This window comes from Pseudomonas sp., from assembly GCF_035277045.1.
Classification (GTDB): Bacteria; Pseudomonadota; Gammaproteobacteria; order Pseudomonadales; family Pseudomonadaceae; genus Aquipseudomonas.
The window spans coordinates 1-12,361 of record NZ_DATELE010000220.1 but is presented as its reverse complement, the minus strand read 5'-3'; the positions used below and the strand labels follow the sequence as shown (position 1 = coordinate 12,361).

Below are 12,361 nucleotides of genomic sequence, written 5' to 3'. Positions count from 1 at the left end.
AAATTCGCGTGGTTAGCGCTAAAGCATCTAACCCTGCCCAAGCCCACGGACCCAAGGTAACCTCCCATGAGCGTTCAATTCATCGGCATGATCGGCCACCGGCTGTCTTCGGAAATCCACGACCCTACGGGCCCGATCCTCGACAAGGCCTACATCACACGCTTCGCCCAGGCCCATGAAGAAGCCGGTTTCGACCGTATCCTGGTGGGCTACTGGTCCGATCAGCCAGACGGCTTCCTAGTCACCGCGCTGGCCGGACAGGCGACCTCGCGCATCAACTTCCTGCTGGCGCATCGCCCAGGCTTCGTCGCCCCGACCCTGGCCGCGCGCAAGCTGGCTACCCTGGAGCACCTGCTCGACGGCCGCCTGGCGGTGCACGTCATCAGTGGTGGCAGCGACACCGAGCAACGCAAGGATGGCGACTACCTCGATCACGACCAGCGCTACGCCCGCACCGACGAGTTCCTGGAAGTGGTGCGCAAGGTCTGGACCGAGAACGCGCCTTTTGACCACGCCGGCCAGTACTACAAGGCCGAGAATGCCTTCTCTGCGATCAAGCCGATCCAGCAGCCGCACCTGCCGGTCTACTTCGGCGGTTCCTCGCAGGCCGCGCTGGAAGTCGCAGGCAAGCATGCCGACGTGTTCGCCCTGTGGGGCGAATCGCTGGAGCAGACCGCCGAAACCATCGCCCTGGTGCGCGAGCAGGCCGCGCGCCATGGCCGTGAGGTGCAGTTCAGCGTGTCGTTCCGCCCGATCATCGCCGATACCGAGGACGCCGCCTGGGCCAAGGCCGAGGGCATTCTTGGACAGGCCCGCGCGAGGCTCGAGCGGGCCGGCCCGGTAATCGCCAACAAGCCGCAAAGCGTCGGCGCCCAGCGCCTGCTGCAGACCGTGGCCAAGGGGGAGCGCGTCGATGAGCGTCTCTGGACCGGCATCGCCAGCCTGGTAGGCGGCGGCCACAACTCCACCGCGCTGGTCGGCACCCCCGAGCAAGTCGCCGATGCCTTGCTGGCCTATTACGACCTGGGCGTGACCAGCTTCCTGATCCGCGGTTTCGATCCGCTGGAGGACGCCGTGGACTATGGCCGCGAACTGCTGCCACTGACCCGCGCCAAGGTCGCCCAGCGCCAGGCGCAACGCAGCGCCTGACACCCCCTACATATTCATGGACGAGACCGCACGCGCGGATCGGCATTTACCTGACGTGCCCGGACGGCACCTGGAGAATTCGCGTGCGCTACATCAAACAACTGGCGGCCGGCGTGCTCGCCGCTTCGATCAGCCTGGCCGCAGCAGCTCAGACCCTGGTGGTCGGCGACCAGAGCTTCAACACCCGCGCCGTGATGGAAGCGGCCGGGGTGCTCGACGACTTGCCCTATACCCTTGAATGGAAGCAGTTCACCGCAGGCTCCCCGGTGGCTGAAGCCCTTAACGTTGGCAGCCTCGACCTTGGCCTGCTGGGCGACGCGCCACCGCTGTTCCTCGGAGCCCTGGGCGCGCCGATCAAGGTGATCGCGGTCACCCGGCAGAACCTGGGCGGCGTGGCCATCCTGGCGCGCAAGGATTCACCGATCAAGACCCTCGAAGACCTGCGTGGCAAGCGTGCCGCCATCTGGAAGGGCTCATGGAGCCAGCAGCTGCTGTTCAGCGCCTTGGACAAGGCCGGCATACCGCGCGATGCCCTCGAGCTGCGCTACCTCAGCGCCCTGGATGCCTCGCATGCCCTGGACGGCGGCTCGGTTGACGTGATCGCCACCTGGGAGCCCTACGTGACCCAGCAAGAGCGCCAGGGCGCGCGGGTACTCGCCACCGCTGACGGGCTGATCCCGGCACAGAGCTTCGTGGTCGCCAACACCCAGGCGATGCAGGACAAGCGCCCGCAGATCAACGATTTCCTGCAGCGCCTGAAAAAAGCCCGCGACTGGACCCTGAGCGACCCTGCCCATACCGAGGCCTATGCCGACGCCTGGGCCAAGCGCACCCGCGCCGACCGCGACATCGCCCGCGTCTGGTTCGCCCGCGCCCGTACCGACGTTGCGCCGCTCGATCCCAAGGTGCTGACCGAGGCGCAGAAAACCGTCGACTTCTTCGCAGGGCTTGGCCTGATCAAGTCCTACCCGGCCGCCAGCCTGTTCGACACCTCGTTCAGCGCCGCCCTGCAACCCACCACCGCGCAGGTCACCCCATGAGCCAGTCACGCAAACGACAGATCAAGCTGGGCGCGCTGACCATGGGCTGTGGTGGCCCGGGCCGTCACAACCTGTGGCTCGACCCTGAGCTGCCGAGCGATGCCAGCGTCAATATCGACTGGTACATCGACATCGCCCGCCAGGCCGAGGGCGCGCTGTTCGACCTGATATTCATCGTCGACAGCCAGTTCATTACTCCAGGCTCGCCCTCGCACTACCTCAACCGCCTCGAGCCGCTGACCCTGCTCTCGGCGCTGGCGGTCAGCACGCGTAACCTGGGCCTGGTCGGAACCCTGACCACCTCGTACAACGAACCCTACAACGTGGCCCGCCGCCTGGCCTCGCTGGACCTGATCAGCAAAGGCCGCGCCGGCTGGAACGTGGTCACCAGCGGCGACGCCGGCACCGCCGGCAACTATGGCCGCGACGAGCACTACGACTACGACACCCGCTACGGCCGTGCCCAGGAGCATGTCCAGGTGGTGCAAGGGCTGTGGAACTCGTACGAGCATGACGCCTTTGTGCGCGACCGGGCCACGGGCCAGTTCCTCGACCCTGGCAAGCTGCATGCGCTGAACCACAAGGGCGAGCATTTCTCGGTGGCCGGGCCGCTGAACATCCAGCGCTCGCCGCAAGGACAGCCGGTGATCTTCCAGGCGGGCGACTCGGAGCAGGGCCGGGAACTGGGCGCGGCGACCGCTGATGTGGTGTTCACTCATGCAGCGAGCATCGAGCAGGGGCAGGCGTTCTATCGCGACATCAAGCAGCGGGCGGTAAGGCTGGGACGTGATCCGGAGCAGTTGCTGGTGCTGCCGGGTGCCGAGATCTACGTCGGTGACACCGATGAACATGCGCGCGAGATCGAGCGGCATTATCACCAGGCCGATCACAGCTTCGAGCTGGCCCTGAAAGAGTTCGGCCGTAACTTCGGCTGGCACGACTTCAGCCAGTACGACCTGGACGCCCCGTTCCCGCAGCAGAGCCTGGAAGCGGCGCGCAGCAGCTTCTTCACCAATGCCAAGCGCATTGCCGACCAGGCGCGGGAGAAAGGCTTCACTCTGCGCCAGGCCGTCGAGTTCGGCCGCCAATTGCGCCCGGGGGCGTTTAGCGGGTCTGCCGAGACCGTTGCGGCGAAGATGACCGAATGGTTCGAGGCGCGGGCGCTGGATGGGTACAACATCTACATCGGCCATCCCGGGCAGTTTCGGCGGTTTGCCCAAGAGGTGGTGCCGCTGTTGCAGGAGCGGGGGGTGTATCGTACTGAGTATGAAGGTTCGACGCTGCGTGAAAGTCTGGGGCTGCGGATCGCCCGCTGACTACCACGCAGTGCCCTGCTGCATCGGGCAAGAGCCAACCTCGGCCCCGGCCTCGCCGGGCCTTTGGGGGAACCTGTCTGTGTCCCCTGCCGGCATCGCACAATCTTGTGATCTTGCGCCCCGGCGAGGGCTTCGCCCTCGTTTCGCGGCGCATCATTATCGCGTTGTGCGATGTCGGCAGGCTACAAAGACAGTTGTCCACAGGGCCCGGCGGGCCGGGGGTTGTGAGCACCTCGGTGGCAGACAGTTGCTCCCACAGGACCCGGCGATGCCTGGCAGGGGGCTGAGATTGCCTTGGGTCTAGGCAGTTGCCCCCACAGTGGCGAGCCTTGAAGTGACCGAGCTCCACAATGGCCAGCCTTACCGGGACTCAGGTCCACCTGGGCCAGTTTCACTCTGCCCGGTTCCACAGCCACCAGCCTCACCGGGGCGGCGCGGCAATATTGCTCAGGCTACGTCCGCTTCAACGCGGCGCACCGTGTTGCGGTTTTCCGGCACGGCAAGGCCGAAGTTGTCACGCAGAGTCTGGCCTTCGTATTCCTGGCGTAGCAATCCGCGCGTCTGCAGCAGCGGCACCACCAGCTCGGTGAAATACTGCAACCCGTCGGGCAGCAGCGAGTTGATGATGAAGCCGTCGGCGGCGCCATCCTCGAACCAGTCCTGCAGCGCGTTGGCGACTTCTTCCGGGGTGCCGGTGAAATCACGGCGTGGCCGCGAGAAGCGCAGCGCCACTTCGCGCAAGGTCAGGCTGTGCTCGCGGGCCTGCTGCTTGATCTGGTCGGACGAGCCCTTGTGGCTGTTGCTGCCCAGGTCGCCCAGGTCTGGGAAAGGCGCGTCCAGGTCGTGCTTGCTGAAGTCGTAGTCGTTGAAGGGCCGGCCCAGGGCGACGATGGCGTCCTCGATGCTCACCAGCTCGACGGCCTGTTGGTAGCGGCGCTCGACTTCCTCGGCGTCGCGGCCCACGATCGGCCGGATGCCCGGCAGGATGAACAGCTCGTCCGGGTTGCGGCCGAACCCCGCGGCGCGGCGCTTGAGGTCCTGGCGATAGGCACGTGCCTCGCTGAACGACTCGGGGCTGACGAAAATGGCATCGGCGTTCTGCGCGGCGAAGTTACGGCCGTCCTCGGAGGTGCCCGCCTGGAAGATCAGCGGCTGGCCTTGGCGCGAGCGCTGGATGTTGAGCGGGCCCTTGACCTTGAAGAACTCGCCCTGGTGATCGAGCGTGTGCAGCTTGTCGGGGGCGAAGAACTCGCCGCTCTGCTTGTCGCGGGTGAAGGCGTCGTCTTCCCACGAGTCCCACAGGCCTTTCACCACGTCGACATGTTCGCGGGCGATGCGGTAGCGCGTGGCGTGAGGCGGGTGCTCGGCCTTGCCGAAATTGTCGGCGGTGCCCGAGAGCCAAGAGGTGACCACGTTCCAGCCGGCGCGGCCGCCGCTGATAAGGTCCAGCGAGGCGAACTGGCGGGCGACCTGGAAGGGCTCGGTGTAGCTGACGGTCACGGTGGCGACCAGGCCGATGTGTTCGGTGACGGCGGCGAGCGCCGAGAGGATGGTCAGCGGTTCGAAGCGGTTGAGGTAGTGCGGGCTGGATTTGGCGTGGATGTGCAGGCTGTCGGCGATGAAGGCGAAGTCGAACTTCGCGGCTTCGGCCAGCTGGGCCTGCTGCTTGTAGAAACCGAAGTTGACGCTGGCGTCGGCCAGCGCGTCCGGGTGGCGCCACTCTCCCCAGCCGTGGCCGACACCGTGGATCATGGCGCCGAGTTTGATGTGTCGCTTGGTCATGGGTGGAACTCCTGTTCGTGGGTCAGTTTTTTTCGTCCGGATATCTGTATGTCGGGCATGGCTTGAGGCCTGCTTCAGGCAGCCGCCTTGCGGCCCGGTATCGCCTCGATCAGCTCGCGGGTGTACTCGCTCTGCGGCCGCCCGAACACCTGGTCCACCAGCCCGTGCTCGACCACACGGCCCTGGCGCAGCACCAGTACCTGGTCCGCCATGTTGGCCACCACCGAGAGGTCGTGGGACACCAGCACGTAGGCCACGCCGAGGTCGCGCTGCAGCTCTTCGAGCAGCGCCAGGATCTGCGCCTGAACCGACACGTCCAGCGCGCTGACCGGTTCATCCAGCAGCAGCAGGTCCGGCTGCAACGCCAACGCCCGGGCAATCGCCACGCGCTGGCGTTGCCCGCCCGACAACTCGCGGGGCAGCCGGTCCAGGTAGCCCACGGGAAGATGCACACGGCCGATCAGCTCTCGCGCGGCTTGCTCCAGGGCGGCGCCCTTGGCCAGGCCGAACGACACCAGCGGCTCGACGATGCTGTCGAACACGGTGAACCGCGGATCAAGGGCGCCAAACGGATTCTGCTGCACCAGCTGCATGCGCCGGCGCAGCGGGCGGAACTCGCGCCAGCTGAGATCGGTGATGTCCTGCTGCTCGAACAGCACACGGCCGTGGGTCGGCTTGTCCAGCCCCAGGGCGATACGCAGCGCGGTGCTCTTGCCCGAGCCCGATTCGCCGACGATTGCCAGGGTCTGGCCGGGGAACACCTGCAGGTCGAGGTTCTCCAAGGCTACGAAGTGGCTGTCGCTACCCTTGGTCGGCGGTAGCGCGAAGGTCTTGCCCACGTCCTTGAGGGTCAGGATCGCCTGCCCCGTGGACGCCTTGAGAGGGCGTGACGGGCGCCGGCTGGCAAAGGCCGGCGCGGCGCCGATCAGGGCCCGGGTATAGGCGTGCTGAGCGGCTTCAAGGATCTGCCGCGGCGGGCCTTGCTCCACCAGCTCGCCCTGTTTCATGACCAGCAGACGGTCGGCGCGGTCAGTCGCCATGCCCAGGTCGTGGGTGATGATCAGCAGCGAGATGCCGCGCTCGCTGACCAGCCGCTGCAGGTGATCAAGAATGCGCCGCTGCACCGTGACATCCAGCGCGCTGGTGGGCTCGTCGGCGATGATCAACCGGGGATCGCCCGCCAGGGCAATGGCGATCAGCACCCGCTGGCGCATGCCGCCGGAGAGTTCATGCGGGTACTGGCGCGCGCGCAGCTCGGGTTTGTCCAGGCCGACCTGTTCCAGCAGCTCGAGGATGTCGGCGTCGATGGCCGGATAGCGCCGCCCGCGGGCCAGCACCAGCGCTTCGCCGATCTGCTGGCCGACGCGCAGGGTCGGGTTGAGGCTGACGAGTGGGTCCTGTGGCACCAGGCCGATGGTGCGCCCGCGCAGCTGGCGCTTCTGCCGCTCGCTGGCGCGGCTGACGTCGAGTCCATCGACCCGCACGCTGCCGCCGCAGATGCGGGCATTCTCGGGCAGCAGGCCCAGCAGGGTGTTGGCCAGTGTCGACTTGCCAGAGCCGGACTCGCCGACGATGGCCACTGTCTCGCCCTGGACCAGGGAAAACGACAGGCCCTTCACGGCCGGCACAAACTGCCCACCCACGCGGTAGCTGACCTGCAGGCCCTGGATGTCGATCAAGGGATGTTGGCTCATCGCTGGGTTTCCTCGAAGGTACGGGCGATATGGTTGAGGCTGAACACCACCGCCACCACGAACAGCCCCGGCAGCAGCGAGACCCAGGGCGCGGTGATCAGGAAGTGCCGGCCGTTGGCGATCAGGGTGCCCCATTCGGCGGCAGGCGGCGCCGCGCCAAAGCCCAGGAAACTCAGGCCCGCAGTGGCAAGGATCGCCGCGCCGAAGTCCAGCGTGGCGAGCACCGCCACCGGGCCCCAGGCGTTGGGCAGGATGTGCCGCAGCAGGGTCCGTCCCCAGCTCGCTCCACCCAGGCGCGCGGCCTCGACATACGGCAAGGTCTTGACCCGCAGGACCTCGGCGCGGGTGGTGCGGGCAAAGCCTGGGATGATGCCGACGCCGACCGCGATGGCGACCGGCACGGTGCCGAAGCCGATCGCGGTGACGATGGCCAGGGCCAGCAGCAGGCCGGGCAGGGCCAGCAGCACATCGACCACGCGCATGATCAGCGCATCGATGCGCCCGCCCGCGAATCCTGCCAGCACGCCCAGGCCCAGCCCGCCGGCCAGGGCGATGCCAACCGCCAGCAGCGCCGCCTGCACCGACAGGCGAGACCCGTGCACCACGCGGGTGTACAGGTCGCGCCCCAGTTCATCGGTGCCGAACCAGTGCAGCGCGTTGGGCGCGGTGAGCTTGTCCGCGGGCGAGGTGGCATAGGGGTCGAAGCTGCTCAGCAGTTGCGGCAGCAGGGCGCTGGCCAAGGCGAACAGCACCACCAGCACGGCCAGGCTGAAGCCTGGGCGGCGCAACAGTGGACCCACCAGCGTGGTGGCCCGGTTCAGGCGGCTGCGGCGCTTCCACAATGGGGCGGCTTCGGGCTGGAACAGTCGGGTATCGGTGGTCATGGGCTACGACACCTTTGCGGTACGCGCGATGCGCGGATCAAGGAAGGGGTAGAGCAGGTCGACGATCAGGTTCACTGCCACGAAGGCCGCGGCCGACACCGCCACCACCGCCAGCACCACCGGGATGTCCTGGCGCAGCACCGCCTCCTGCGCCAGGCGGCCGACGCCGTTGCGCGCGAAGATGGTTTCCACCAGCACGGCGCCCGACACGGTGTTGCCCACCTGCAGGCCGATCAGGGTGAGGATGGGCAGCGCGGCGTTGCGCAGGCCATGTCGCGCCTGCACCTGCCAGCGGCTCAGGCCCTTGGCGAACGCGGTGATGATGTAAGGCTCCTGCCACACGCCCTGAAAACCGCGCTGCAGCACCTGGGCATAGACCGCGGCGCTGGGGATGGCCAGCGTCACTGCCGGCAGCACCAGGCTGTCGAAACCGCGGCTGCCGGTGGCGGGAAACCAGCCCAGGCTAAAGGCGAAGACCTGGATCAGCAGCAGGCCCATCCAGAACACCGGCACCGAGAAGCCCAGCGATGGCAGCCGCGCCAGGGCGACTTTCAACGGCTGCCAGCGAATGTAGGCAGTGAGATAGGCCAGCCCGACGCCACCGACCAGCGACAGCACGATCGCCAGGCCTGCCAGCGACAGGGTCTGCGGCAGGCGTTCGATCAGCAGCTCGCTGACCGGGCGGTTGAGCGACAGCGACTGGCCGAAGTCACCCTGCACCGCGCCCGCCAGCAGGTCGCCATACTGCTCGAACAGGCCCTTGTCGAGCCCGTAGTAGGCCTTGGCCTGGGCCAGGGCCTCGGGTGACAGGCCGTCGGCCTCCATGCCCGAGGCGCTGAGCATGATCGACAGGGTATCGCCGGGCAGCAGGTAGAGAATGAAGTAGGTGATGCTGTAGGCGCCCCACAATACCAGCAGCGCCTGGCCGACCCGGCCGATCAGGTAGCGTTTCATGGCTGGCCGACCTCGATATCGCCAAGCAGGGCAAAGCCCTCGGCGGTCCAGCGGAAGTCCTTGACCCGTGGCGACGTCGCGGCCTGCCAGACCCGCTCATACAGCGGGAACGCCGAGCCTTCGTCCACCAGCAGGTCCTGCAGCGCGCCGTAGGCCTGGGCGCGCTGGTCGCCGGCGGTCGCGGTGATGCCGCCATCGAACAGCGCCTGGGCCTTGGCCAGGGTCTGTGGCTCGTAGGTGTTGGTGGCAAGGCTCGCGCTGTTGGCCGCGCGCGGGTCGAGGATGGTCTGCAGGATGATCGGGTCGGCGCGAGTCATGTAGGTGGACGTCAGGTCGTAGCTGCCCGAGGCGTTGCTGGCCACCCATTCGGCGCGCGTCACCACGTTGAGCTTGAGGTCGATGCCGACCTTGCGCAGCTGGTCCTGGATCAGCACGTCGCCCGCGGTCTCGGCCGGCGACAGGTTGTAGCTCAGGGTCAGGCGCTTGCCGTCCTTGTGGCGGTAGCCATCGGCGCCCTTGCTCCAGCCGGCCTGGTCGAGCAACTGCTCGGCGCCTTTCGGGTCATAGGCGAGCTTGTCGGCCTGAGGCTTGAAGTACGGCGTGGTCACGTCGAACACGCCGGTCACCACCGGGAACTGGGCGTTGTAGACGGTGCTGGCGTAGCTCTTGCGGTCGATCGCCTTCTGCAAGGCCAGGCGCACTTCGCGGTCGGCCAGCAGGCGGCCGTCGCGGGTGTTGGGGTAGAGGTTGAGCGCCGGCCCTGGCAGCGAGCGGCTCTGGATGGTCGCGCCCTTGGACTCGAACAGCTTCAGGTCGACTTCCGAGAACGGGTTGCGTGGCCAGAGGATGTCGGCCTTGCCCTGCAGGAACAGGCCGTTGCGCACGCTTTCCTCGGGAATGTAAGTGATCTCGACAGCATCCAGGTGGGCCTCGCCGCGATTCTTCACGTTGCCCGAGGCCCAGTGGTAGCCCTGGCGCTTGACCAGCCGGGCGCCGACCTCGGGGGTGTAGTGCTCGAGCACGAACGGCCCGGTGCCGATGATCTTGCCCAGCGAGCGTTGTTTCTCGGTCAGGGCATAGGACGCTGGCGCGAGGATCGCCAGGTTGGTGGTCGAGGTGGCCTGCAGGAAACCGGCGTTGGGGCGCGACAGCACCAGCCTGACGGTGAAGTCGTCGACCACCTCGGCGTGGTCGTAACCGGCCAGGTAGGTGGCGCCGAAGGTTGCCGGCAACTGGGTGGCGAAGGCCTTGTTGCTGTCGAAGGCGGCCTTCACCGCCTTGGCGTCGAAGCGTTCGCCGTTGCTGAAGGTCACGTCCTGGCGCAGTTCGAAGGTGTAGCTCAGCGCGTCGTCGCTGACGCTCCAGCTTTTCGCCAGCCACGGGATGATCTTGCCACTGTCAGGATCCTGGTCGGTCAGCGACTCGGCGACGTTGCGCAGCAGTACGCGGTGTTCGAGCCAGTAGACCTGGAAGGGGTCGACGCTGACCAGGGTGGTGTTGTCGCCCCAGAAGGCGATGTTCAGGGTCTTGCCAGCGTCCGTGCTGTCGCCCGAGGGCGAGCAGCCGACGAGGGCGAGCGCCAGGGCGCTGGCGGCCAGCAGGCGTGTTGCGAGGCGTTGTTTGCTCATCGGCGTGTCCTGTGTGAGACGGGGGCGCTTGCGCGGGATCAGTCCTTGTAGTCCTGGCCTTCGCGGTCCAGCTGGCGGATCAGCGCGTCCCAGTGACGCTGGATGCCTTCGCCCAGCCCGTCGGAGAAGCGCTTGGACTGCTCGTGCACCTTGGCGATGGCCTGTGGCGAGGCGTGCTGCAGTTCGGCATTGCCGCCCGCCTGCGCCGCGACCTGGATGTTGCAGGCGCGCTCCAGGCCATGCAGCTCGCGGAACGCGTGTTCGACGCTGACACCGCCGGTGAGCAGGCCATGGTTGCGCAGGATGAGGATGTTGCTGGTGCCGAGGTTGGCCACCAGCCGCTCTTGCTCGTCCAGGTCCAGGGCCACGCCTTCGTAGGCGTGGTAGACCACGCGGCTGTAGTAGGCCAGGGCGTGCTGGGAGATCGGCAGCAGGCCGTCGCGCTGCGCCGATACCGCCGCGCCGTCACGGGTGTGGGTGTGCAGCACGGCCTTGAGGTCGTGGCGGGCGCGGTGGATGGCGCTGTGAATGACATAGCCGGCCTGGTTGATGCCCAGGCCCAGCGGGTCGTCGATGATCTCGCCGTCGACATCCACCTTGACCAGGTTGGAGGCGGTGATTTCATCGAACAGCAGGCCGAACGGGTTGATCAGGAAATGCTCGTCCGGGCCGGGCACGCGGGCCGAGAAGTGCGTGTAGATGTGGTCGGTCCAGCGAAACAGCGCTGCCAGGCGGTAGGCCGCGGCGAGCTTGACGCGAACCTCCCATTCCTCGGCGCTGACGCGTTGGCGGACATTGTGGGTGGCGGTGGGCAAGGCGGTCAGGGCGTTCATCAAGGGCTCCGGTGTTTAATCAGAATCAGTGCGAAAGGGTCAGGGCGTCCCGGCCAACCTGGCCGAGCACCACGTCGTCCTGCGGGGTATGGATGCGGCTGCAGAGCACGTCGCGGTAGTGCCGCTCCAGCGGGTTCTTGCGTGAAAGACCGGGGTTGCCGGCGGCCTCGATGGCCAGCTCGACGGCGCGGATGGCGTTGCTGCTGACCAGGTGCTTGAGCTGGCCGGCATGGCGCGCCTCGACCTGGCCGCTGGCGGCGCTGTCGAGCAGCGTGCGATTGGTGAACAGCAGGGTGTCGATGCGGCCGATCACCTCCTGAAAACGCGGCAGGCTGGCCAGCGGCGCGCCGAGGTTGGAGGGCGCGCGGGTCTGCAGGAAATCCACCAGCCAGTCGCGTGCGGCCTGGGCCACGCCGTCGTACAGCGCAGGCAGCAACACCGACATCCACAGCAGGCCCTGGCCGTCGAGCTCGGCGCGCGGGGCGCTGAGGGGACTGACGGACACGGCATGGTCGAGCGGGATCAGCACATCGTCGAAGCGCACTTCATGGCTGCAGGTGGCACGCATGCCCAGGTGGTCCCAGTCGTCGACGATCTGGATGCCCGGGGTGTCCTTGTGCACCAGGTAGCCGCCCACCAGCGGGTCGGCATCGTCGCTGCGCGCCCACACCAGGTACCAGGTCAGGCCATGGCTGCCGGTGGAGTAGATCTTGCTGCCCGACAGGCGCCAGCCTTCGGCGGTGCGCCGCGCCAGCGTGGCGGGCAGGCCGCCGCGGGCCGGGGTACCGAGCTCGGGTTCGACGCGAAAGGCATTGATCAGCGCGCCGTGCTCGACCGCCTCGCGTGCCACCCGGGTACGCAGGTGCAGGGGCCAGCGCGCTTCGTCCTGCAGGCGAAAATGCTGCAGGTACTGCATCACCAGGATCAGCGCCGAGGCCGGGTCGCCCTTGCCGACGGCGCTGATCACCCGGCGCGCGGTGGCAAGGTCCGCGCCGCCGCCACCCAGCGCACGCGGCACGGTGAGGCCGAGCAGGCCGTACTGGTGCAGCAGCTCGAAATTGTCGCGGGGGAACGCGCCGCT

The 12,361-nt window shown here is 67.4% G+C and carries 10 protein-coding genes; 3 read left to right on the top strand and 7 right to left on the bottom strand.

The window, feature by feature from the left end:
- The first annotated feature begins 66 nt into the window (after positions 1 to 66).
- From VJS90_RS12725 to VJS90_RS12715, 3 genes are all read left to right on the top strand, one after another.
- A complete protein-coding gene (locus VJS90_RS12725) occupies positions 67 to 1,149 on the top strand; it encodes an LLM class flavin-dependent oxidoreductase (RefSeq protein ID WP_324122008.1) in 1,083 nt (360 codons plus the stop codon).
- 83 nt (positions 1,150 to 1,232) lie between these two features.
- Positions 1,233 to 2,189, top strand: coding sequence for an ABC transporter substrate-binding protein (locus tag VJS90_RS12720; protein ID WP_324122007.1), 957 nt, complete (start codon positions 1,233 to 1,235; stop codon positions 2,187 to 2,189).
- Entirely contained in the window at positions 2,186 to 3,505 is a 1,320-nt protein-coding gene (locus VJS90_RS12715; RefSeq protein WP_324122006.1) for an LLM class flavin-dependent oxidoreductase, read from the top strand. Before VJS90_RS12720 ends, VJS90_RS12715 begins: the two co-directional genes overlap by 4 nt.
- A 447-nt stretch (positions 3,506 to 3,952) precedes the next feature.
- Here VJS90_RS12715 and VJS90_RS12710 read toward each other — a convergent pair whose 3' ends face one another.
- From VJS90_RS12710 to VJS90_RS12680, 7 genes are all read right to left on the bottom strand, one after another.
- Positions 3,953 to 5,287: an LLM class flavin-dependent oxidoreductase gene (locus VJS90_RS12710; RefSeq protein WP_324122005.1), complete on the bottom strand. Its 1,335-nt coding sequence runs from the start codon at positions 5,285 to 5,287 to the stop codon at positions 3,953 to 3,955.
- A gap of 74 nt (positions 5,288 to 5,361) precedes the next feature.
- The gene (locus VJS90_RS12705; protein ID WP_324122004.1) at positions 5,362 to 6,981 is read right to left on the bottom strand and encodes an ABC transporter ATP-binding protein; all 1,620 of its coding nucleotides are present in this window, start codon (positions 6,979 to 6,981) and stop codon (positions 5,362 to 5,364) included.
- On the bottom strand, positions 6,978 to 7,865 hold the full coding sequence (locus tag VJS90_RS12700) for an ABC transporter permease (RefSeq protein ID WP_324122003.1): 888 nt from the start codon (positions 7,863 to 7,865) through the stop codon (positions 6,978 to 6,980). Before VJS90_RS12700 ends, VJS90_RS12705 begins: the two co-directional genes overlap by 4 nt.
- A gap of 3 nt (positions 7,866 to 7,868) precedes the next feature.
- Positions 7,869 to 8,819, bottom strand: coding sequence for an ABC transporter permease (locus tag VJS90_RS12695; RefSeq protein WP_324122002.1), 951 nt, complete (start codon positions 8,817 to 8,819; stop codon positions 7,869 to 7,871).
- Positions 8,816 to 10,447 (bottom strand): ABC transporter substrate-binding protein, encoded by a 1,632-nt coding sequence (locus VJS90_RS12690; RefSeq protein WP_324122001.1) that lies wholly within the window; start codon positions 10,445 to 10,447, stop codon positions 8,816 to 8,818. The genes VJS90_RS12695 and VJS90_RS12690 overlap by 4 nt, the downstream gene beginning before the upstream one ends.
- Before the next feature lie 38 nt (positions 10,448 to 10,485).
- On the bottom strand, positions 10,486 to 11,280 hold the full coding sequence (locus tag VJS90_RS12685; protein ID WP_324122000.1) for a class II aldolase/adducin family protein: 795 nt from the start codon (positions 11,278 to 11,280) through the stop codon (positions 10,486 to 10,488).
- Positions 11,281 to 11,305: 25 nt separating this feature from the next.
- The coding region (locus VJS90_RS12680) for an acyl-CoA dehydrogenase family protein (RefSeq protein WP_324121999.1) at positions 11,306 to 12,361 on the bottom strand (1,056 nt) is incomplete at its 5' end.

Coding starts and splice junctions, on each gene's coding strand:
- VJS90_RS12725 (WP_324122008.1), top strand. CDS start 67: ATGAGCGTTCAATTCATCGGCATGATCGGCCACCGGCTGTCTTCGGAA.
- VJS90_RS12715 (WP_324122006.1), top strand. CDS start 2,186: ATGAGCCAGTCACGCAAACGACAGATCAAGCTGGGCGCGCTGACCATG.
- VJS90_RS12710 (WP_324122005.1), bottom strand. CDS start 5,287: ATGACCAAGCGACACATCAAACTCGGCGCCATGATCCACGGTGTCGGC.
- VJS90_RS12705 (WP_324122004.1), bottom strand. CDS start 6,981: ATGAGCCAACATCCCTTGATCGACATCCAGGGCCTGCAGGTCAGCTAC.
- VJS90_RS12700 (WP_324122003.1), bottom strand. CDS start 7,865: ATGACCACCGATACCCGACTGTTCCAGCCCGAAGCCGCCCCATTGTGG.
- VJS90_RS12695 (WP_324122002.1), bottom strand. CDS start 8,819: ATGAAACGCTACCTGATCGGCCGGGTCGGCCAGGCGCTGCTGGTATTG.
- VJS90_RS12690 (WP_324122001.1), bottom strand. CDS start 10,447: ATGAGCAAACAACGCCTCGCAACACGCCTGCTGGCCGCCAGCGCCCTG.
- VJS90_RS12685 (WP_324122000.1), bottom strand. CDS start 11,280: ATGAACGCCCTGACCGCCTTGCCCACCGCCACCCACAATGTCCGCCAA.